18 protein-coding genes and 1 riboswitch are annotated in these 22,349 nt (G+C 60.3%); of the genes, 12 read left to right on the top strand and 6 right to left on the bottom strand.

What is annotated here, in order from left to right:
• Nucleotides 1-16: 16 nt before the first annotated feature.
• A riboswitch (TPP riboswitch) is annotated at nt 17-115 on the top strand.
• Nucleotides 116-150: 35 nt separating this feature from the next.
• From thiB to thiQ, 3 genes are read left to right on the top strand one after another with little or no spacing between them, the layout of a single operon-like run.
• A complete protein-coding gene (thiB, locus tag RTM13_RS11410) occupies nt 151-1,149 on the top strand; it encodes a thiamine ABC transporter substrate binding subunit (protein ID WP_312212137.1) in 999 nt (332 codons plus the stop codon).
• Nucleotides 1,125-2,735, top strand: coding sequence for a thiamine/thiamine pyrophosphate ABC transporter permease ThiP (thiP, locus tag RTM13_RS11405; protein WP_312212136.1), 1,611 nt, complete (start codon nt 1,125-1,127; stop codon nt 2,733-2,735). The genes thiB and thiP overlap by 25 nt, the downstream gene beginning before the upstream one ends.
• On the top strand, nt 2,719-3,420 hold the full coding sequence (thiQ, locus tag RTM13_RS11400) for a thiamine ABC transporter ATP-binding protein ThiQ (protein WP_312212135.1): 702 nt from the start codon (nt 2,719-2,721) through the stop codon (nt 3,418-3,420). Before thiP ends, thiQ begins: the two co-directional genes overlap by 17 nt.
• Here the strand turns inward: thiQ and RTM13_RS11395 are convergent.
• The gene (locus RTM13_RS11395) at nt 3,414-4,184 is read right to left on the bottom strand and encodes a DedA family protein (protein WP_312212134.1); all 771 of its coding nucleotides are present in this window, start codon (nt 4,182-4,184) and stop codon (nt 3,414-3,416) included. The genes thiQ and RTM13_RS11395 overlap by 7 nt on opposite strands.
• Before the next feature lie 125 nt (nt 4,185-4,309).
• Nucleotides 4,310-5,155 (bottom strand): arabinose operon transcriptional regulator AraC, encoded by an 846-nt coding sequence (gene araC / locus RTM13_RS11390; protein ID WP_312212133.1) that lies wholly within the window; start codon nt 5,153-5,155, stop codon nt 4,310-4,312.
• Nucleotides 5,156-5,492: 337 nt separating this feature from the next.
• On the opposite strand from araC, the gene araB reads away from it, so the two are divergent.
• The 6 genes from araB (at nt 5,493) to rluA (ending at nt 15,648) form a co-directional block, all read left to right on the top strand.
• Complete coding sequence (araB, locus tag RTM13_RS11385) at nt 5,493-7,187, top strand: ribulokinase (protein ID WP_312212132.1); 1,695 nt, start codon at nt 5,493-5,495, stop codon at nt 7,185-7,187.
• 10 nt (nt 7,188-7,197) lie between these two features.
• Complete coding sequence (gene araA / locus RTM13_RS11380) at nt 7,198-8,700, top strand: L-arabinose isomerase (RefSeq protein ID WP_312212131.1); 1,503 nt, start codon at nt 7,198-7,200, stop codon at nt 8,698-8,700.
• Nucleotides 8,701-8,788: 88 nt separating this feature from the next.
• The gene (gene araD, locus RTM13_RS11375; RefSeq protein ID WP_312212130.1) at nt 8,789-9,484 is read left to right on the top strand and encodes an L-ribulose-5-phosphate 4-epimerase; all 696 of its coding nucleotides are present in this window, start codon (nt 8,789-8,791) and stop codon (nt 9,482-9,484) included.
• 75 nt (nt 9,485-9,559) lie between these two features.
• Nucleotides 9,560-11,917, top strand: coding sequence for a DNA polymerase II (gene polB / locus RTM13_RS11370; protein WP_312212129.1), 2,358 nt, complete (start codon nt 9,560-9,562; stop codon nt 11,915-11,917).
• A gap of 152 nt (nt 11,918-12,069) precedes the next feature.
• Nucleotides 12,070-14,976 (top strand): RNA polymerase-associated protein RapA, encoded by a 2,907-nt coding sequence (rapA, locus tag RTM13_RS11365; RefSeq protein ID WP_312212128.1) that lies wholly within the window; start codon nt 12,070-12,072, stop codon nt 14,974-14,976.
• A gap of 12 nt (nt 14,977-14,988) precedes the next feature.
• Entirely contained in the window at nt 14,989-15,648 is a 660-nt protein-coding gene (gene rluA, locus RTM13_RS11360; protein WP_312212127.1) for a bifunctional tRNA pseudouridine(32) synthase/23S rRNA pseudouridine(746) synthase RluA, read from the top strand.
• 24 nt (nt 15,649-15,672) lie between these two features.
• On the opposite strand, the gene RTM13_RS11355 is transcribed toward rluA, so the two are convergent.
• From RTM13_RS11355 to trmB, 3 genes are read right to left on the bottom strand one after another with little or no spacing between them, the layout of a single operon-like run.
• Nucleotides 15,673-16,392, bottom strand: coding sequence for a DUF2884 domain-containing protein (locus RTM13_RS11355; protein WP_312212126.1), 720 nt, complete (start codon nt 16,390-16,392; stop codon nt 15,673-15,675).
• 58 nt (nt 16,393-16,450) lie between these two features.
• Nucleotides 16,451-16,777: a YggL family protein gene (locus RTM13_RS11350; RefSeq protein ID WP_312212125.1), complete on the bottom strand. Its 327-nt coding sequence runs from the start codon at nt 16,775-16,777 to the stop codon at nt 16,451-16,453.
• On the bottom strand, nt 16,777-17,496 hold the full coding sequence (trmB, locus tag RTM13_RS11345) for a tRNA (guanosine(46)-N7)-methyltransferase TrmB (RefSeq protein WP_312212124.1): 720 nt from the start codon (nt 17,494-17,496) through the stop codon (nt 16,777-16,779). The genes RTM13_RS11350 and trmB overlap by 1 nt, the downstream gene beginning before the upstream one ends.
• A gap of 155 nt (nt 17,497-17,651) precedes the next feature.
• Between trmB and mutY the strand changes: the two genes are divergently transcribed.
• Genes mutY through mltC form a run of 3 tightly spaced genes read left to right on the top strand, consistent with a single transcriptional unit; the run spans nt 17,652 to nt 20,147 of the window.
• Nucleotides 17,652-18,704 (top strand): A/G-specific adenine glycosylase, encoded by a 1,053-nt coding sequence (mutY, locus tag RTM13_RS11340; RefSeq protein ID WP_312212220.1) that lies wholly within the window; start codon nt 17,652-17,654, stop codon nt 18,702-18,704.
• A 25-nt stretch (nt 18,705-18,729) separates the two neighbouring features.
• Nucleotides 18,730-18,999 (top strand): oxidative damage protection protein, encoded by a 270-nt coding sequence (locus RTM13_RS11335; RefSeq protein ID WP_042390388.1) that lies wholly within the window; start codon nt 18,730-18,732, stop codon nt 18,997-18,999.
• 59 nt (nt 19,000-19,058) lie between these two features.
• Nucleotides 19,059-20,147: a membrane-bound lytic murein transglycosylase MltC gene (mltC, locus tag RTM13_RS11330; RefSeq protein WP_312212123.1), complete on the top strand. Its 1,089-nt coding sequence runs from the start codon at nt 19,059-19,061 to the stop codon at nt 20,145-20,147.
• A gap of 46 nt (nt 20,148-20,193) precedes the next feature.
• On the opposite strand, the gene RTM13_RS11325 is transcribed toward mltC, so the two are convergent.
• Entirely contained in the window at nt 20,194-22,329 is a 2,136-nt protein-coding gene (locus tag RTM13_RS11325) for an ornithine decarboxylase (RefSeq protein WP_312212122.1), read from the bottom strand.
• Nucleotides 22,330-22,349: the final 20 nt, after the last annotated feature.

Raw genomic sequence — 22,349 nt, 5'->3', positions numbered from 1 at the left:
AATCATTACAATAAGGCCGTGCTCAACGGGGTGCTGCGCGATGCGTGTGCTGAGAAAATACCCGTCGAACCTGATCCGGATAACGCCGGCGAAGGGATTTGAGGCTACCGCTCAAAATCCTTTGCCACTCTCTTTCTATTGAGGTGCAAAGTGTTAAAAAAATGTCTGCCGCTGCTACTGCTTGTGGCCGCCCCTGTTTTTGCCGCCCCGGCTGCTGATAAACCCATTCTCACCGTCTACACCTACGACTCTTTCGCCGCCGACTGGGGGCCAGGACCTGCGGTGAAAAAAGCCTTTGAGGCCGACTGCAACTGCGAGCTGAAGATGGTGGCGCTGGAGGATGGCGTCTCGCTGCTTAACCGTCTGCGCATGGAGGGCAAAAACAGCAAGGCCGACGTGGTGCTGGGCCTCGACAATAACCTGCTGGACGCGGCCAGCCAGACCAAACTGTTTGCGAAAAGCGGCGTGGCAGCCGATGCCGTTAACGTCCCCGGCGGCTGGAAAAACGACAACTTTGTGCCTTTTGACTACGGCTACTTTGCCTTTGTCTATGACAAAAACAAGCTGAAAAATCCGCCGAAGAGTCTGAAAGAGCTGGTGGAGAGCGACCAGAAGTGGCGGGTGATCTATCAGGATCCGCGCACCAGCACCCCAGGGCTGGGCCTGCTGCTGTGGATGCAAAAAGTCTACGGGGATAAAACGCCTGAGGCGTGGCAGAAGCTGGCGGCGAAAACCGTCACCGTCACCAAAGGCTGGAGCGAAGCCTACGGCCTGTTCCTGAAGGGCGAGAGCGATCTGGTCCTGAGCTACACCACCTCTCCGGCCTATCACCTGATCGAAGAGAAAAAAGATAACTACGCGGCGGCGGACTTCAGCGAAGGCCACTATCTACAGGTCGAGGTGGCTGCCCGCACCGCAGCCAGCAAGCAGCCTGAGCTGGCGGAGAAGTTCCTCAAGTTTATGGTCAGCCCGGCGTTCCAGAACGCCATCCCGACCGGCAACTGGATGTACCCGGTGAGCAACGTGACGCTGCCCGCTGGCTTTGACCAGCTGACGAAGCCGAAAACCACCCTGGAGTTTACCCCGCAACAGGTCTTCTCCCAACGCGCTGAGTGGATTAATACGTGGCTTCGCGCGACCAGCCGCTAATTCCCGGCTGGCTGCTGCCCGGCGCTGCCGCTGCCACCCTGCTGGTGGCGGTGGCGCTGGCGGCGTTTGTTGCCCTCTGGCTCAACGCGCCGACCACCGACGTCTCGGCGCTGTGGCACGATAGCTACCTTCGTCACGTCATTGCTTTCTCTTTTATGCAGGCGTTTCTCTCTGCCCTGCTCTCGGTGGTGCCTGCTATCTTCCTGGCCCGCGCCCTCTATCGCCGTCGCTTTCCCGGACGGCTGATGCTGCTCCGCCTCTGCGCCATGACGCTGATCCTGCCGGTGCTGGTGGCGGTCTTCGGTATCCTTACCGTCTACGGGCGTCAGGGCTGGCTGGCGTCGCTGTGTGACGCCCTTGGCCTGCCGTGGCTCTTCTCACCCTACGGGCTGAGCGGCATCCTGCTGGCGCACATCTTTTTTAACCTGCCGATGGCGACCCGCCTGCTGCTCCAGGCTCTGGAGCAGATCCCCGGTGAGCAGCGCCAGCTCGCCGCCCAGCTGGGAATGCGCGGTTTTGCCTTCTTCCGCTTCGTCGAGTGGCCGTGGCTGCGGCGACAGATCCCACCGGTGGCAGCGCTGATCTTTATGCTCTGCTTCGCCAGCTTCGCTACCGTTCTGTCGCTGGGCGGCGGCCCCAAAGCCACCACCATTGAGCTGGCGATCTATCAGGCTCTGAGCTTCGACTACGATCCCGGCCGCGCCGCGTTGCTGGGGCTATTACAGATGATCTGCTGCCTGGGGCTGGTGCTGCTTAGCCAGCGCCTGAGCAAGGCTATTCCGGTAGGCAGCAGCCAAATCCAGGGCTGGCGCGATCCCGAAGACAGCTGGCGCGCCCGGCTAAGCGACGGCCTGCTGATCGGCCTGGCGCTGCTGCTCCTGCTGCCGCCTCTGCTGGCAGTGATCGTCGAGGGCGTTAACCGTAACCTGCCTGCGGTGCTGGCCCAGCCGGTGCTGTGGCAGGCGGTGTGGACCTCCCTGCGCATTGCCGTGCTGGCGGGGCTGCTCTGCGTGATCCTCACCATGATGCTGCTCTGGAGCAGCCGCGAGCTGCGGGCGCGCGGACAGCTGCGCCGGGGCCAGGCGCTGGAACTCAGTGGGATGTTGATCCTCGCCATGCCCGGCATCGTGCTGGCAACCGGCTTCTTTCTGCTGCTCAACAACTCTGTCGGCCTGCCCACCTCGGCGGACGGGATAGTGATCTTTACCAATGCCCTGATGGCCATTCCCTATGCCCAGAAGGTGCTCGATAACCCGATGCGGGACATCACCGCCCGCTACGGCCTCCTGTGCGAGTCGTTGGGCATGCGCGGCTTTTCACGTCTGCGGGTAGTGGAGCTGCGTGCGCTGCGGCGGCCACTGGCCCAGGCGCTGGCCTTCGCCTGCGTGCTCTCAATCGGCGACTTCGGGGTAGTGGCGCTGTTTGGTAACGAGGAGTTCCGCACGCTACCCTTCTATCTCTATCAGCAGATTGGCTCCTACCGCAGCCAGGACGGCGCGGTGACGGCGCTGATCCTGCTGGCGCTCTGCTTTGCCCTCTTTACCGTTATTGAAAAACTTCCGGGCCGCCATGCTAAAACTGATTGATGTTACCTGGCTCTACCAGCATCTGCCGATGCGCTTTACTCTCGCCGTCGAGGCGGGCGAGCAGATTGCCGTGTTGGGACCCAGCGGCGCGGGGAAGAGCACCCTGCTCAACCTAATCGCCGGTTTTATCCAGCCGGTGAGTGGCACAATCGTGATTGGCGAGCGGGAGCATACCGCTACGCCGCCGTCGCGCCGTCCGGTATCGATGCTGTTTCAGGAGAATAACCTCTTTACCCACCTGACGGTGCGGCAGAACATCGGCCTCGGCCTGCATCCCGGCCTGAAGCTTAATGCCGGGCAGCAGCAGAAGCTGGCGGAGATTGCTGCCCAGATGGGGCTGGAGACGCTGCTCGACCGGCTGCCGGACCAGCTCTCCGGTGGGCAGCGGCAGCGGGTGGCGCTGGCGCGCTGTCTGGTACGGGAGCAGCCCATCCTGCTGCTGGACGAGCCGTTTTCGGCGCTCGATCCGGCCCTGCGTCAGGAGATGCTGGCCCTGGTGCAGCGCGTTTGCCAGCGGCAAAACATCACTCTGCTGATGGTCTCCCACAGCATTGAGGATGCCGCGCGCATCGCCAGCCGGGCGCTGGTGGTGGCCGAGGGGCGCATCGCGTGGGACGGCGCAACCGCCGATCTGGTCAGCGGTCGCGCCCCGGTTTCTACACTGCTGGGAATTGAACCTCAGTGACCGCTGACAACCTTACCCAGGATCGTTAAATAGGTAGGCATCAGCGGATGACGGGCCACCGCCACGCAGGCGATCGCCGCCACGCCGAGCAGCAGCGGAGCCACCCACAGCAGCCGTCCGCGCGGCAGGTATTTTGTCAGCCGATCGCTGCCGGACTTGCCGCTGCGCCACAGTCGCCAGCAGAGCCAAACCGCTATCCAGAGCAGCAGCGCTGCACCCAGCAGAAGCCACTTAAACGCCCCGCTCTGCTCATCGGCAGGAATGTCAATCGCCGCCCCGGCGAGAATGCCCGGTAGAAAGTAGAACGGCGGCCAGAGCAGGCAGCCAATAATGTTGGGCAGGATAAATTTGCTGACGGGAAGATCGAGCATTCCGGCAACCATTGGCACCAGCGGGCGGGTTGGCCCAACAAAGCGGCCGACCAGGATAGTAAACATGCTGTGCTGGTGCAGCGCATGCTCGGTTTTATCCAGCAGCGCCTTGTTCTTTTTCATAAACGACCAGCGGTGCAGCGGCTTTTTAAAGCGCCAGCCGAGCCAGAAGGAGATCCAGTCCCCCAGCAGGCAGCCGACAATCCCCGCCAGCCAGGCATACCAGAAGTTCACCTCGCCGCTGCCGATCAGCGCGCCCAGTCCGGCCATCATCACCGTACCCGGCAGGATCAGGCCCACCAGCGCTAGCGACTCCAGAAAAGCAACCAGCGCAATAGCGATAAGCGTGTAGGTAGCTGATTGGGTAATAAAATGTTCCAGAAATGCCTGCATACGCTGTCCGTTTTAGTGACGAAGCAGGGATTCTCCTGAGCCGGTAGCGCCTCGTCAAGCCTGCAATTGTCCGATTAGTTTACTGTCTGTATCAGACCTCGGCGGCGGCATTTCGTTTCTTTACGTTATTCACACCCGGCGCGGAACTCGCTCGGGCTGGCTCCGGTACATTTTTTGAACACGCGGGAGAAGTAGAGCTGATCCTCAAAGCCGACGTTGCGCCCGACGCTGGCGATAGGCATTCGCGTGGTGCTGAGCAGCAGCTTGGCCTGGCTGATGCGCTGATCCTCCCGCCAGCTGAGTACGCTGACCCCCAGCTGCTGGCGGAAGAGGTGCGACAGCCGCGACGGCGACAGGCAGACGTGCTGCGCCACACCGGCAATATCGAAGTGGTTATCCGCCAGGTGATCGCTGATGTACTGGCAGGCGTCGCGCACCCGGTTATCCAGCGGCGGATGCAGCGATTCGTTGATAGCATCCATCCGCCGGAGCAGCACCTGCTCCAGCAGGTTGATCGCCAGCAGCTCGCTGTAGCGACCGCCGCGCTGTCCTGCGCTAATGATCTGGGCAAACAGCTCGCTAAAGCTGGACTGATGGACATCGTCAGGCCGAAAATAGCCGGTCTGACCAAAAAGGGTCGGCCAGGTTAGCCACTCATGCCAGTAGGCACGCGGGCGGAAGTAGACCCACTGGTGATACCACTCCCGCGCCTCCGGGTGGCGGCCATAGTGGTGAACCTCACCAGGCGGGAAAAGCAGGATATCGCCGGGGCGGCAGACAAACTGTCGGCCATTATTGTTGACGATCCCCTCCCCCCGCACCGTCAGGTTAAGAATGTAGCCCTTCATTCCCAGCGGGCGATCGATAAAAAAGTCGAGGTAGCCGTCTGCCTCAATGGGCGTCAGTCCGGCGACCAGGTGGGCATTAAACGAGTAGCCCGGCAGCAGAGGATCGTTTTGCAATTCAGCCATAAACAGCGCGCTCCAGGTGGTGGTCAAGGAAACCATTTGTCCATATTGGGTTTTATTTCATCACTCTGCTGCTCTACTCAATCCGCGATAAAAACCTCAGCGTGACAACCCCGCCAGATAAAAGCACTTTCCCCGTTTTGTCTAATCTACACCGATAAAAAGGGGTAACAAAAGTGTCTATAAACCCGGCAGAAATGTCCACATTGAATATTTGCAGTGAGTCACACTTTCCGCTGGAACAGCATTTTTATCCATAAGATTAGCGGATCCTGCCTGACGCTTTTTAGCCCCTGTCTCTAATGTTTCTCCATACGGTTATTTTGGATGGAGTAAGACGATGGCAATTGCAATTGGCCTCGATTTTGGCAGCGATTCGGTACGCGCGCTGGCAGTAGACTGCGAGCACGGCACAGAGATCGCCGCCAGCGTAGAGTGGTATCCGCGCTGGCAGGAGGGGCGTTATTGCGACGCTCCGCGCAACCAGTTTCGCCATCACCCCCGCGACTATATCGAGTCGATGGAGACGGCAATCAAAAGCGTGCTGGCCCAGCTAAGCCCTGACCAGCGCGAGCAGGTAAGCGGCATCGGCGTGGACAGCACCGGCTCGACGCCAGCTCCCATTGACGCCGAGGGGCGAGTGCTGGCGCTGCGCCCGGAGTTTGCCGACAACCCCAACGCCATGTTCGTGCTCTGGAAAGATCACACGGCGGTAGAGGAAGCCGAGGCCATCACCCGCCTCTGCCACCAGCCGGGCAAAACCGACTACTCACGCTATATCGGCGGGATCTACTCCAGCGAGTGGTTCTGGGCCAAGATCCTGCACGTTACCCGCCAGGATGCCGCTGTCGCTCAGGCTGCCACCTCGTGGATTGAGCTGTGCGACTGGGTGCCTGCCCTGCTCTCCAACACCGTCCGCCCACAGGATATTCGCCGTGGGCGTTGCAGTGCCGGACACAAATCCCTCTGGCACGAAAGCTGGGGCGGCCTGCCACCAGCCAGCTTCTTTGACGAGCTGGATCCCATCATCAATAAGCATCTGGCCTGGCCGATGTTTACCGAGACGTATACCGCCGATCTGCCGGTGGGCAACCTGAGCCCGGAGTGGGCGCAGCGTCTGGGCCTGTCGGAAAAAGTGGTGATTGCCGGCGGCGCATTCGACTGTCATATGGGCGCAGTGGGCGCAGGGGCGCAGCCGAACACGCTGGTGAAGGTGATCGGCACCTCAACCTGCGACATTCTGATTGCCGATAAGCCCAGCGTCGGCGAGCGTGCGGTGAAAGGCATCTGCGGCCAGGTTGACGGCAGCGTGGTTCCGGACTTTATCGGCCTTGAGGCCGGGCAGTCGGCCTTCGGCGATATCTACGCCTGGTTTGGCCGCATCCTCGGCTGGCCGCTTGAGCAGCTTGTCCTCCAGCATCCAGAGCTGAAAACCCAGATCCAGGCGAGCCAGAAGCAGCTGCTGCCCGCCCTGACCCAGGCCTGGGCGGATAATCCTTCTCTTGATCACCTCCCGGTGATCCTTGACTGGTTCAACGGTCGCCGCACCCCCAACGCTAACCAGCGTCTGAAGGGGGTGATTACCGACCTCAACCTTGCTACCGACGCGCCGCTGCTGTTTGGCGGGCTAATTGCCGCCACCGCCTTCGGCGCACGCGCCATCATGGAGTGCTTTACCGAACAGGGGATCGCGGTCAACAACGTGATGGCCCTCGGCGGTATCGCCCGTAAAAATCGGGTGATCATGCAGGCCTGCTGCGATGTGCTCAACCGTCCGCTACAGATTGTTGCCTCCGATCAGTGCTGCGCCCTGGGTGCGGCGATCTTCGCCGCCGTCGCCGCAGGGGATCATCCGGATATCCCGACCGCGCAGCGCCACATGGCCAGCGCCGTCGAAAACACGCTCCAGCCTGCTCCGGCTCAGGCGCAACGCTTTGAACAGCTCTATCGCCGCTACCAGCACTGGGCGGCCAGCGCCGAACAACACTATCTCCCTTCAGCCGCGCCAGCATCGCAGGCCGCTCTGACCCATTAAGGACACGATAATGACTATTTTTGATAACTACGAAGTCTGGTTTGTGATTGGCAGCCAGCATCTCTATGGCCCGGAAACCCTGCGCCAGGTCACGCAGCACGCTGAGCAGGTGGTGAACGCTCTGAACGGCGAAGCCAAACTGCCCTGCAAGCTGGTACTGAAACCGCTCGGCACCTCGCCGGATGAGATTACCGCTATCTGCCGCGACGCCAACTACGACGACAGGTGTGCGGGCCTGGTGGTATGGCTGCACACCTTCTCCCCGGCCAAAATGTGGATCAACGGCCTGACTATCCTGAACAAACCGCTGTTGCAGTTCCATACCCAGTTCAACGCTTCCCTGCCGTGGGACAGCATCGACATGGACTTTATGAACCTGAACCAGACCGCGCACGGCGGCCGCGAGTTCGGCTTTATCGGCGCGCGGATGCGCCAGCAGCACAGCGTGGTGACCGGCCACTGGCAGGATCGCAAAGCTCAGCAGCGCATCGGGGCATGGATGCGTCACGCGGTCTCGAAACAGGATACCCGCCATCTGAAAGTTTGCCGCTTCGGCGACAACATGCGTGAAGTCGCGGTAACCGACGGCGATAAAGTGGCGGCGCAGATCAAGTTCGGCTTCTCGGTGAATACCTGGGCGGTGGGCGATCTGGTGCAGGTGGTTAACGACATCAGCGAAGGCGATATCAGCGCGCTGGTGGACGAGTATGAGAGCAGCTACCGCCTGACCGCTGCCGCGCAGGTTAACGGTGACAAACGCCAGAACGTGATTGACGCGGCGCGCATTGAGCTGGGGATGAAACGCTTCCTCGAGCAGGGCGGATTCCACGCCTTCACCACCACCTTTGAAGATCTGCACGGCCTGAAACAGCTCCCGGGCCTCGCCGTGCAGCGCCTGATGCAGCAGGGCTACGGCTTTGCGGGTGAAGGCGACTGGAAAACCGCCGCCCTGCTTCGCATCATGAAGGTGATGGCAACCGGTCTGCAGGGCGGCACCTCCTTTATGGAGGACTACACCTACCACTTTGAGGACGGCAACGATCTGGTGCTCGGCTCCCATATGCTGGAAGTGTGCCCGACCATCGCCCTGGATGAGAAACCGATCCTCGACGTGCAGTATCTCGGCATCGGCGGCAAAGCCGATCCGGCCCGCCTGATCTTCTCTACCAAAACCGGCCCGGCGATCAACGCCAGCCTGATCGATCTCGGGGATCGTTTCCGCCTGCTGGTGAACTGCGTTGATTCCGTCGAGACTCCGCACCAGCTGCCGAAGCTGCCGGTGGCTAACGCGCTGTGGAAAGCCCAGCCGGATCTGGCCACCGCCTCCGAGGCGTGGATCGTTGCGGGGGGCGCGCACCACACCGTCTTCAGCCACGCGCTGGATCTCAGCGATATGCGCCAGTTCGCCGAGCTGCACGACATCGAGCTGGCGGTGATTGATAACGACACCCGTCTGCCGGCATTCAAAGATGCGCTGCGCTGGAACGAAGTCTATTACGGCTCTAAACGCTGAGCCATTAAATGCCCGGTGGCACTGCGTTTACCGGGCCTACGGTTTTGTAGGCCGGATAAGCGTAGCGCCATCCGGCGTGGAGAGATGAATGCTAGAGGATCTCAAACGCCAGGTGCTGGAAGCCAACCTGGCCCTGCCGAAACATAATCTTGTCACCCTCACCTGGGGCAACGTCAGCGCCGTCGATCGCGAGCGCGGCGTGTTTGTCATTAAGCCTTCTGGCGTCGACTACGGCGTAATGACGGCAGAGGATATGGTGGTGGTGAGCATTGAAACCGGTGAGGTGGTCGAGGGGACGAAAAAACCCTCTTCCGACACCCCGACCCATCGCCTGCTCTACCAGGCTTTCCCCACCATCGGCGGCATTGTGCATACCCACTCGCGCCACGCTACCATCTGGGCGCAGGCGGGACAGTCTATTCCGGCTACCGGCACTACCCACGCCGACTACTTCTACGGCCCTATCCCCTGCACCCGCAAGATGACCGATGCCGAAATTAACGGCGAGTATGAGTGGGAGACCGGTGAGGTGATCGTCGAGACCTTTAAAAATCAAGGTATCGACGCTGCTCAGATGCCCGGCGTGCTGGTGCACTCCCACGGCCCCTTCGCCTGGGGTAAAAATGCTGAAGACGCGGTGCATAACGCCATTGTGCTGGAGGAGGTCGCCTATATGGGGATCTTCTGCCGCCAGCTCACGCCGGATCTGCCCGCGATGCAGCAGACGCTGCTGGATAAACATTACCTGCGCAAGCACGGGGCGAAGGCCTATTACGGCCAGTAAGACTGTATAAAAACCCAGCTAAAACAGTGAAACCAGGCTATAATAACGCCTGGTTTTATTTTATGAGAAGACGGCGTGGCGCAGGCGCAAGAAGGCTTTTTACTGACCCGGCACTGGCGGGATACCCCTCAGGGCACCGAGATCGAATTCTGGCTGGCAACCGACAGCGGCCCGCTGCGCGTGGTGCTACCCGTGCAGGAGTCGGTAGCGTTTATCCCCTCAGCGCAGGTGCCCCTGGCGCAGCGCATCCTGACGGGTGAAGGCCACTACCGCCTGACGCCGCTGGAGCTAAAAGATTTCAGCCGCCAGCCGGTGCACGGCCTCTACTGCCGTGCCTATCGTCAGCTGATGCGCTATGAGAAGCTGCTCCGCGAGGGTGGCGTAACCCTTTACGAAGCCGACGTCCGCCCGCCGGAGCGTTTTCTGATGGAGCGCTTCATCACCGCCCCGGTGTGGGTTAGCGGTGAATCACGCGACGCCGCGCTGGTTAATGCCCGCCTGAAGCCCAGCCCGCACTACCGCCCGCCGCTAAAGTGGGTGTCGCTGGATATCGAAACCACCCGCCACGGCGAGCTGTACTGCATCGGCCTCGAGGGGTGCGGCCAACGCACGGTCTATATGCTCGGTCCGGAAAACGGCGACGCCTCGGGTCTCGATTTTCATCTGGAGTACGTTGCCAGCCGTCGACAGCTGCTGGAGAAGCTCAACGCCTGGTTTGCCGCCCACGATCCGGATGTGCTGATCGGCTGGAACGTGGTGCAGTTCGATCTCCGCATGTTACAGAAGCATGCCGAGCGCTACGGTGTCCCGCTGCGGCTGGGGCGTGGCAACAGCGAGCTGGAGTGGCGCGAGCACGGCTTTAAAAACGGCGTCTTCTTTGCCCAGATGGCGGGCCGGCTGATTATCGACGGCATCGATGCCCTGAAGTCCGCCTTCTGGAACTTCCAGTCATTCTCTCTTGAGTCGGTAGCCCGGGAGCTGCTCGGGGAAGGCAAGTCGATCGATAACCCGTGGGACCGAATGGACGAGATCGAGCGACGCTTTAATGAAGATAAGCCTGCCCTCGCCACCTACAATCTGAAAGACTGCGAGCTGGTGACGCGCATCTTCCATAAGACCGCGATTATGCCTTTCCTGCTGGAGCGCGCCTCGGTCAACGGCCTGCCTGCCGATCGCCACGGCGGGTCGGTGGCCGCCTTCAGCCATCTCTATTTCCCGCGCATGCATCGGGCGGGCTACGTCGCGCCAAATCTTGGCGACGTACCGCCGCAGGCCAGCCCCGGCGGCTATGTGATGGACTCAACCCCCGGCCTGTATGACTCGGTGCTGGTGCTGGACTATAAGAGCCTCTACCCGTCGATCATCCGTACCTTTCTCATCGATCCGGTGGGGCTGATAGAGGGTATGGCGCAGCCGGATGAAGCCCACAGTATTGAAGGCTTTCTCGGGGCGTGGTTCTCCCGCGAGAAGCACTGCCTGCCGGAGATCGTCGGCCAGATCTGGCACGGCCGCGACGAGGCCAAACTCCAGGGCAACAAGCCGCTCTCTCAGGCGCTGAAGATTATCATGAACGCCTTTTACGGCGTGCTGGGCACCAGCGCCTGCCGCTTCTTCGATCCCCGGCTGGCGTCATCGATCACCATGCGCGGGCATGAGATCATGCGTCAGACCAAAACCCTGATCGAGTCCCAGGGGTACGAGGTGATCTACGGCGACACGGACTCTACCTTCGTCTGGCTGAAGCACGCCCATAGCGAAGAGGAGGCCGCCCGCATCGGCCAGGCGCTGGTGGAGCTGGTCAACGACTGGTGGCGGGAGCATCTCGCCAGCAAAGGGTTAACCAGCGCGCTGGAGCTGGAGTTCGAAACTCACTTCTGCCGCTTTCTGATGCCGACCATTCGCGGAGCGGATACCGGCAGCAAGAAGCGCTACGCCGGACTGATTCAGGAGGGTGACAGCCAGCGTATGGTCTTCAAAGGGCTGGAGACAGTGCGCACCGACTGGACGCCGCTGGCGCAGACGTTCCAGCAGGCGCTCTACCTGCGCATTTTCCGCCGCGAGCCGTATCAGGACTACATCCGCGAAACCATTGCCCAACTGATGGCGGGCGAGCTGGATAGCCAGCTGGTCTATCGCAAGCGCCTGCGCCGTCCGCTGGCGGAGTACCAGCGCAACGTCCCGCCCCACGTGCGGGCGGCGAGGCTGGCGGATGAGCAGAACCAGAAGCGCGGCCGGGCGTTGCAGTACCAGAAGCGCGGCACCATCAAGTACGTCTGGACCACCCACGGCCCCGAGCCGGTGGACTACCAGCAGTCGCCGCTGGATTACGATCACTACCTGACTCGCCAGCTCCAGCCGGTGGCGGAGGGCATCCTGCCGTTTATGGGCGATGACTTTGCTACACTGGTGACGGGGCAGATGGGACTCTTTTAGTGCGGTTTGAATGATGACGAACGGGTGACTATCCTCTCAGCATCCAGTACCATAGCGCCCTTTCCAATCCTGGCCCCAATTTTTGACGCGCTGTCGCTCTCTGACGGTGGTCTAACTATTGCCTGCAATTTGAGATATAGAGCCGAATAACTATGCCTTTTACACTTGGTCAACGCTGGATCAGCGATACAGAAAGCGAACTCGGACTGGGAACCGTTGTGGCGATGGATGCGCGTACCGTTACGCTGCTCTTCTCCTCAACCGGAGAGAACCGTCTCTACTCCCGCAGTGACTCCCCGGTTACTCGCGTAATGTTCAATCCAGGCGATACGGTGACCAGCCACGAAGGCTGGCAGCTCACCATTGATGACGTAAAAGAGCAAAACGGTCTGCTGACCTACACCGGCACGCGTCTGGATACCGGCGAAACCGACGTGGCGCTGCGTGAAGTGCTGCTCGACAGCAAGCTGGTGTTCAGCAAGCCGCAGGACCGCCTGTTCGCCGGGCAGATCGACCGTATGGATCGCTTCTCCCTGCGCTACCGTGCACGTAAATACCAGAGCGAGCAGTACCGGATGCCGTGGAGCGGCCTGCGCGGCCAGCGCACCAGCCTGATCCCGCACCAGCTGCACATTGCCCACGACGTGGGCCGTCGCCATGCGCCACGCGTGCTGCTGGCAGATGAGGTTGGCTTGGGTAAAACCATCGAAGCGGGGATGATCCTGCACCAGCAGCTGCTGGCCGGCGCGGCAGAGCGCGTGCTGGTGGTGGTGCCGGAGACCCTGCAACACCAGTGGCTGGTGGAGATGCTACGCCGCTTCAACCTGCGCTTCGCGCTGTTTGATGACGAGCGCTACGCGGAAGCCCAGCACGAGGCTGATAACCCGTTTGAGACCGAACAACTGGTGATCTGCTCTCTGGACTTCGTGCGCCGCAGCAAGCAGCGCCTGGAGCACCTGTGCGACGCCGAGTGGGACATGCTGGTGGTCGATGAAGCGCACCACCTGGTGTGGAGTGAAGAGGCCCCGAGCCGCGAATATTTGGCGATTGAACAGCTGGCCGAACGCGTGCCGGGCGTCCTGCTGCTGACCGCTACGCCGGAGCAGCTGGGTCTGGAGAGCCACTTCGCCCGTCTGCGCCTGCTGGATCCGAACCGTTTCCATGATTTCGAGCAGTTTGTTGAAGAGCAGCAGAACTACCGTCCGGTGGCCGATGCCGTGGCCCTGCTGCTGGCGGGCAAGCATCTGAGCGACAGCGAGCTGAACACTCTGAGCGATCTGATTGGTGAGCAGGATATTGAACCGCTGCTGCAAACCGCTAACAGCGATCGCGACGGCGCAGAGGCGGCGCGTCAGGAGCTGGTCTCCATGCTGATGGATCGCCACGGCACCAGCCGCGTGCTGTTCCGTAACACCCGTAACGGCGTGAAGGGCTTCCCGAAACGCGAGCTGCACACCATTAAGCTGCCGCTGCCAACCCAGTACCAGACCGCTATCAAGGTCTCCGGCATCATGGGCGCACGCAAAAGCGCCGAAGAGCGCGCCCGCGACATGCTCTACCCGGAGCAGATCTATCAGGAGTTCGAAGGCGATACCGGCACCTGGTGGAACTTTGATCCGCGCGTAGAGTGGCTGATGGGCTACCTGACTAGCCACCGTTCGCAGAAGGTGCTGGTGATCTGCGCCAAGGCCACCACCGCCCTCCAGCTGGAGCAGGTGCTGCGCGAGCGCGAAGGCATCCGTGCCGCCGTGTTCCACGAAGGCATGTCCATCGTTGAGCGCGACCGTGCCGCCGCCTGGTTTGGCGAAGAGGACAGCGGTGCACAGGTGCTGCTCTGCTCCGAAATCGGCTCCGAAGGGCGTAACTTCCAGTTCGCCAGTCATCTGGTGATGTTCGACCTGCCGTTTAACCCGGATCTGCTGGAGCAGCGTATCGGTCGTCTGGACCGTATCGGCCAGGCGCACGACATTCAGATCCACGTTCCCTATCTGGAAAAAACCGCCCAGTCGGTGCTGGTGCGCTGGTTCCATGAAGGCCTCGACGCCTTTGAGCACACCTGCCCTACCGGCCGCACCATCTACGACCAGGTGCACGGCGACCTGATTGGCTACCTCGCCGCGCCGGAAGAGACCGAAGGCTTTGACGAGCTGATCAAAACCTGCCGCGAGCAGCACGAGGCATTGAAGGCCCAGCTCGAGCAGGGCCGCGATCGCCTGCTGGAGATCCACTCCAACGGCGGTGAAAAAGCCCAGGCGCTGGCAGAGAGCATCGAAGAGCAGGATGACGATACCGGACTGATCGCCTTTGCCATGAACCTGTTTGATATCGTGGGCGTTAACCAGGACGATCGCGGTGAGAACATGATTGTGCTGACCCCATCCGATCATATGCTGGTCCCCGACTTCCCAGGCCTGCCGGAAGATGGTTGCACCATCACCTTTGAGCGCGATCTGGCCCTGTCGCGGGAAGATGCCCAGTTCGTCACCTGGGAGCACCCGCTGATCCGCAACGGTCTGGATCTGATCCTCTCCGGCGACACCGGCAGCAGCACCATCTCCCTGCTGAAAAACAAGGCGCTGCCGGTGGGCACCCTGCTGCTTGAGCTGATCTACGTCGTCGAGGCGCAGGCACCGAAGCAGCTTCAGCTTAACCGCTTCCTGCCTGCCACGCCGGTGCGTATGCTGCTGGATAAAAACGGCAACAACCTTGCCGCCCAGGTGGAGTTTGAGAACTTCAACCGCCAGCTGAGCGCGGTCAACCGCCACACCGGCAGCAAGCTGGTGAACGCGGTGCAGCAGGACGTGCATGCGATCCTGCAGCTGGGTGAAGGGCAGATCGAGAGCGCGGCGAAGGCGCTGATCGCCGCGGCGCGTCAGGAGGCGGATGAACGCCTCTCTGCGGAGCTGTCGCGTCTGGAAGCGCTGAAGGCGGTGAACCCGAACATCCGTGATGATGAGCTGGCCGCCATCGAGAGCAACCGTCAGCAGGTGCTCGATAGCCTTGCCCAGGCGGGCTGGCGTCTCGATGCCCTGCGTCTTATTGTGGTCACGCACCAGTAACAGGAACCCGTTATGTTGATGGAGCCCTACAACCCACCGCTGTCGCCCTGGCTGGTCGTGTTATACCAGGACGAGCACATTATGGTGGTTAACAAGCCGAGCGGCCTGCTCTCCGTGCCGGGACGGCTGGACGAGCATAAAGACAGCGTGATGACGCGCATTCAGCGCGACTATCCGCTGGCGGAGTCGGTGCATCGTCTGGATATGGCCACCAGCGGCGTGATTGTAGTGGCCCTGACCAAAGCTGCGGAGCGGGAGCTAAAGCGCCAGTTCCGCGAGCGCGAGCCGAAGAAGCAGTACGTGGCCCGCGTGTGGGGACATCCTGAGAAGGCGGAGGGTCTGATCGATCTGCCGCTGATCTGCGACTGGCCTAACCGCCCGAAGCAGATGGTATGCCATGAGACCGGTAAGTCGGCGCAAACCGAGTATACGGTACTGGAGTACGCGGCGGATAACACCGCCCGCGTGCAGCTAAAGCCGATTACCGGGCGCTCGCACCAGCTACGGGTGCATATGCTGGCGTTAGGCCACCCGATCCTCGGTGACCGCTTCTATGCCACGCCCGAGGCGCTGGCGATGGCGTCACGGCTGCAACTGCATGCCGAGACGTTGACCATTACCCATCCAGAGTACGGCACCAGCATGACCTTTAAAGCGCCCGCTGATTTCTAGCAGGCGCGAGTCGGAGAACGGGCGTTACTTCAGCCCGCTCACCAGTGTCTTGCGGCTCTCTTCGAGGGAGATAACGCGACTGCACACTGCCTTGCCAAACTGCTCGAAGTCCGCTTCCTGATTTTTCCACTCGCTCTGAATCGCGGTTTGCAGGCCACCGAGGCTGCCCATCACGCTTTGCAGCGGGTTGCCGCCGCCTTTAAGCACCGCCTGAGCACCCATCTCGTTGATGCTGTCCTGCAGGATGCCGCCCATCGCCTGGTTCACTAGCTGCTGACCGTTGGCGCGGACCTCATCAATCGCCTTATAGTGAAAAGCGAGGCCGTCGCTGCGATGCTCCAGAATGCGGTTCATCTGCTCTTTCAGCTGTGCGTCAAGTTTGGTTAAGCGTCCGCGCATGTTGCTGCTCTGGCCCACTTCCTGAGCGATGATCTTATCCAGCGCCACGCGGCCTTTCTCGACGCGGCTTCGCGCGCCCTCGTCGATCCACGGCAGCGCGCTGCGCAGATCGGCCTGATAATCTTTTGCCTGCTCGCGCTGGGCCGCGCTGAGGCTGTACTGCTTGCCGTTAAACATGACGTTGCCGTCTAGCGTCATCACCAGATTGCCGTTCTCGCCCACCACCTGTACGGTCTGCGGGGTTAAGATCACGTCGTCACGCGGGTTCACGCTACATTTGTACTCCGCCTGAGCGGTAAAGGCGGTCACCGTCAGTGCCGCTGCCAGCAGCGCTTTGCGCATCATAAAAGCTCCTGTCCTGTAGAGACAAAACGGGCCGGCAATCGCCAGCCCCGATAGTGACTTAGTCCCACCAGACGTCAAAAAGTTCGCTGATGCGCACATCTTCAAAGTTGCGGCCTTCCAGCCACTTACGCACGGTAGCCTGATGCTCCTCGGTGCACTTGCCGATCTCCTGCTTGCAGATCAGCCCTTCCCAGACCAGGTAGCCGCTGCCGTCAAACGCCAGCTTGTTTGGCTCAATCACCTCGTTGATGAAGGCATCAACCGTCTGGTCGATCTGCTCCTCAGAGGTGCCCTCCGGGAAGCGCCAGGCAACGGAAAAGCCCAGCTCCTGAAACTCATCGATATGTAACTTCTTACGCAGACGACGGCTACGGTTTGTTGCCATTATTTTACCCTCTCGAACATTAAGTCCCATACGCCGTGGCCAAGACGATGACCACGCTGTTCAAATTTGGTTACCGGGCGCGTCTCCGGGCGCGGTACATAGTCGCCGCTCTCAGAGCGGTTTTGATACCCGTCGATAGCGGACATCACTTCCAGCATATGCTCAGCATAGGCTTCCCAGTCGGTCGCCATGTGGAATACGCCGCCCAGCTTCAGCTTGCCTTTTACCAGTTCGGCAAACGTTGTCTGCACGATACGGCGTTTATTATGGCGCGCTTTATGCCACGGGTCGGGAAAGAAGAGCTGCACCATGTTCAGCGAGTTGTCGGGGATCATCTTGTGCAGCACTTCCACCGCGTCGTGACACATCACGCGCAGATTCTCCACGCCCTCTTCGTGGGCCGTGGCGAGGCATGCCCCCACGCCTGGCGAGTGAACCTCAATACCAAGGAAGTTCTGCTCCGGCCTGGCTTTCGCCATCGCCACCAGCGAGGCACCCATACCAAAGCCAATCTCCAGGGTCACCGGCGCATCGCGGCCAAACAGCGCGGTGAAATCCAGCGGCTGCTCGCTAAACTCAACGCCCATCACCGGCCAAAAGTTATCCAGCGCGTGCTGCTGCCCCTTGGTCAGACGGCCCTGGCGGCGGACGAAGCTGCGAATACGGCGCAGCGGGCGACCGTTTTCATCAAATTCGGGTGAAATGACGTCGTTGTTCATAGGTGTTTAGTCTGCTTGTGAGAGTGTTCGGGAAACGGGCATTATCCAAAGTTAATAGCCGGATGCAAGCACCGGAAAGTTCCGGTTTACAGCCCGATGCCGCTGTGCTGCAATCTGGCCCCTTAATCATGCAATTCGGAACTCCTGCTTTGACCATGCACGCGTCTCAGTTTTCAGCCCAGGTGCTGGAGTGGTACGACAAATTCGGGCGCAAAACCCTGCCCTGGCAAATCGAAAAAACGCCCTACAAAGTATGGCTCTCTGAGGTGATGTTGCAACAAACGCAGGTGGCGACGGTTATCCCCTACTTTGAGCGCTTTATGGCGCGCTTCCCCACCGTCACCGATCTGGCCCATGCGCCCATCGACGAGGTGCTGCATCTGTGGACCGGACTGGGCTACTACGCCCGGGCGCGCAACCTGCACAAGGCCGCGCAGCAGGTCGCTGAGCAGCACGGCGGCGTGTTCCCCGATACCTTTGATAAGGTTGCTGCCCTGCCGGGCGTCGGACGCTCCACGGCGGGGGCGGTGCTCTCCCTTGCGCTCGGCAAACACTTTCCTATTCTTGATGGTAACGTGAAGCGCGTGCTGGCCCGCTGCTACGCCGTTGACGGCTGGCCGGGCCGCAAAGAGGTGGAGAAGCGCCTGTGGGAGATCAGCGAGAACGTGACGCCTGCCAAAGGCGTGGCGCAGTTCAACCAGGCGATGATGGATCTGGGCGCAACGGTCTGCACCCGCTCGAAGCCGAAGTGTACGCTCTGCCCGCTGAACAGTGGCTGTATCGCTTATGCCAACGAAAGCTGGGCGCAGTACCCGGGCAAAAAGCCGAAGCAGACGCTGCCGGAGCGCACCGGTTTTCTACTGCTGATGCAGCACGGCGAGACGGTGTATCTTGCACGCCGTCCGCCAAGCGGCCTGTGGGGCGGCCTCTACTGCTTCCCGCAGTTTAGCGATGAAGCGGCCCTGCGTGACTGGCTGGCGCAACGGCAGATTCAGGCCGATACTCTTACCGAGCTGAACGGATTTCGCCATACATTCAGCCATTTCCATCTGGATATTGTGCCGATGTGGCTTCCCGTGTCCTCCTTCACGTCATGCATGGATGAGGGAACAGGTCTCTGGTATAACTTAGCCCAGCCGCCGTCGGTGGGCCTGGCCGCGCCGGTAGAGCGCCTGTTACAACAATTACGCGCGGGCGCACCCGTTTAGCGCCGCGACATCACGAGGAGTGACCATGAGCAGAACTATTTTTTGTACCTTCCTGGGCCGCGAAGCGGAAGGCCAGGATTTCCAGCTCTATCCGGGCGATCTGGGCAAGCGGATCTACAACGAGATCTCCAAAGAAGCCTGGTCCCAATGGCAGCAGAAGCAGACCATGCTCATCAATGAGAAGAAGCTCAACATGATGAACGTGGAACACCGCAAGCTGCTGGAAGAGGAGATGGTGAACTTCCTGTTCGAAGGGAAAGACGTGCACATCGAAGGCTATAAGCCACAAGATTAAGGGCCTCGGCCCTTTTTTTGGAAAGAATAACGACCTAACACAACATACATCCAGGAATGATGAAAAAATATTTAGCGCTAGCCCTTATTGCGCCGTTGCTCATCTCGTGTTCCAGTTCCAATAAAAAGGGCGATAGCTATAACGAAGCCTGGGTAAAGGACACCAACGGTTTTGATATCCTGATGGGTCAGTTTGCCCATAACATCGAAAACATCTGGGGATTTAACGAAGTCCTGATTGCCGGGCCGAAGGATTACGTTAAGTATACCGACCAGTACCAGACCCGTAGCCACATCAACTTTGATGCCGGTACGATCACCATCGAGACCATTGCAGGTACCGAGCCGGCGGCGCACCTGCGCCAGGCGATTATCAAAACCCTGCTGATGGGCGACGATCCCGGATCTATCGATCTCTACTCCGACGTTGACGATATCCAGATTTCTAAGCAACCATTCCTCTATGGTCAGGTGGTGGATAACAACGGCGAGGCGATCCGCTGGCAGTGGCGCGCCGAGAAATATGCCGACTACCTGCTGCAAAACCAGATGAAGAGCCGCACCAACGGCCTGAAGATCATCTACAGCGTGACCATCAATCTGGTGGCGAACCACCTTGATAAGCGTGCGCATAAGTACGTGGGCATGGTGCGCCAGTCGGCACGTAAGTATGGCGTGGACGAGTCGCTGATCCTGGCGATTATGCAGACCGAATCCTCGTTTAACCCCTACGCGGTCAGCCGTTCTGACGCGCTAGGCCTGATGCAGGTGGTGCAGCACAGTGCCGGTAAGGATGTATTCCGGGCGCAGGGGCGTTCCGGGATGCCGGATCGCGGCTTCCTGTTCGATCCCGCCAGCAATATCGATACTGGCACCGCCTATCTGGCGATGCTAAACAATATCTACCTCTCAGGCATCAGCAACCCGACCTCACGCCGCTATGCGGTGATCACCGCCTATAACGGCGGCGCAGGCAGCGTGCTGCGGGTCTTTTCTAATGACAAGGTGCAGGCGGCGAACATCATTAACAACATGTCGCCGGGCGATGTGTATGAGACGCTCACCACCCGCCACCCGTCGGCAGAGTCGCGCCGCTACCTTTACAAGGTGAATACGGCGCAGAAGGGGTATCGCGGGGGCAGGATTTAAGCCGTAATAAAAACGCCGGGTGGCGCTGCGCTTACCCGGCCAACGCCTACTGTATGACGTATCCGTATAAACGTTTGATCCCGTCGGGGTCGGTTTCGCTATAGACCCCTTGCAGCTCCGGAGAGAAGCCCGGCAACAGGTTGACCCCCTCCTCTAGCGCCAGGAAATAGCGCTGTACTGCCCCACCCCAGATCTCACCCGGCACCACGCAGAGCACGCCCGGCGGATACGGCAGCGCTCCTTCGGCGGCAATACGTCCCTCCGCCTCGCTGATGCGCACCAGCTCCACGTTGCCGCGAATAAATTCGCTGTTGGCATCCTGCGGATTCATCGCCACCGGCGGCAGACTCTGCTGGCGGAACATCGCCTTCTGCAGATCCTTCACGCCAAAGCTAACATAGAGATCGTGCATCTCCTGGCACAGCTCGCGCAGGGTGTAGTCGCGGTAGCGCACCGGATACTTATTGAAGATGGTCGGCAGCACGTCGGCCAGCGGCGTATCATCCTCAATATGCTGCTCAAACTGCGCCAGCATCGCTACCAGCTGTTTGAGCTTCTCTTCGCTTTCGGCGGGCGTCAGCAGGAAGAGGATCGAGTTGAGATCGCACTTCTCCGGCACGATGCCGTTCTCACGCAGGTAGTGGGCCAGAATCGTAGCCGGAATACCAAACTCGCTGTACTCGCCGGTTTGTGCATCAATGCCCGGCGTGGTCAGCAGCAGCTTGCAGGGATCGACAAAGTACTGATCGCGGGCGTAACCCTCAAAGCCGTGCCACGCCGCGCCCGGCTCAAAGCTGAAGAAGCGGCGCTCGCTGGCGATGGCATGGGTGGGATGATCCTGCCACGGACGCCCCGCCACCTCCGGCGGCACAAAGGGTTTGATCATCTTGCAGTTGGCAATGATCGCCTTGCGCGCCTCAATGCCTACCGCCACGCACTCGGCCCACAGACGACGACCGCTCTCCCCTTCATGAATTTTGGCGTTCACATCCAGGGCGGCGAACAGCGGATAAAACGGGCTGGTGGAAGCGTGGAGCATAAAAGCGTTGTTCAGCCGCTTGTGCGGGCAGAAGCGCGCCTGGCCGCGCAGGTGGTTATCTTTTTTGTGGATCTGCGAGGTCTGGGAGAAACCTGCCTGCTGCTTATGCACCGACTGGGTCACAAAAATCCCCGGATCGTTCTCGTTAAGATCGAGCAGCAGCGGCGAGCAGTCCGCCATCATCGGGATAAATTGCTCGTAGCCTACCCACGCAGAGTCGAACAGCACGTAGTCGCACAGCGCGCCGATCTTATCGATCACCTGGCGAGCGTTATAGATCGTGCCGTCGTAGGTGCCGAGCTGGATCACCGCCAGGCGGAACGGACGCGGGGCGTCGGCTTTTTCCGCAGCCACGGCGCGGATCTGCTCGCGCAGATACTTTTCATCGAAACAGTGAGCGTCAATCCCGCCAATAAAGCCAAATGGGTTGCGGGCCGCCTCCAGGTAGACCGGCGTGGCTCCCGCCTGAATAAGCGCACCGTGGTGGTTCGACTTATGGTTGTTGCGATCGAACAGCACCAGGTCGCCGCGCGTCAGCAGGGCGTTAGTCACCACCTTGTTGGCCGCCGAGGTGCCGTTGAGCACGAAGTAGGTTTTGTCGGCGTTAAACACTTTGGCGGCAAATTTTTGCGCATGCTTGGCGGAGCCTTCGTGGATCAGCAGATCTCCCAGCTTAACGTCAGCGTTGCACATATCGGCACGAAAGACGTTTTCGCCAAAGAAGTCGAAGAACTGACGGCCCGCCGGATGCTTTTTGAAGAACGCGCCATGCTGATGGCCCGGGCAGGCGAAGGTGCTGTTATCCATCGCCACATACTGGCTCAGGGTGTCGAAAAACGGCGGCAGCAAATTCTCTTCATAGCGGCAGGCGGCGGCTTCCAGCTCCAGCATCGCCTGCTCTTTGCCGTTAATTACCGCGTCGACGCCTGAGGGCGTATCTGCCCCTTCATCGGCAAACATAAATACCGGCAGGTTAAAGCCCGTGCGCTTGAGCAGCGTAAGGATGCCGCTCTGGCTCTCCGCCCGCGTAATGACGACTGCCGCCACATCGGTAAAGTCCGTGTTGTCCAGCGTCACTATTTCACGGTGCGTGGAGAGCGCAGAGACCAGCTCGCGGCCGGCGGCAATTTTCATCGTTTTCATAAGCTAAAGTACCCGTTTCA

The sequence above is a fragment of the Pseudescherichia sp. genome (genome assembly GCF_031979925.1).
Taxonomy (GTDB): domain Bacteria; phylum Pseudomonadota; class Gammaproteobacteria; order Enterobacterales; family Enterobacteriaceae; genus Pseudescherichia.
The sequence above is the reverse complement of the archived record's forward strand: the minus strand, read 5'-3'. Positions and strand labels throughout refer to the sequence as shown.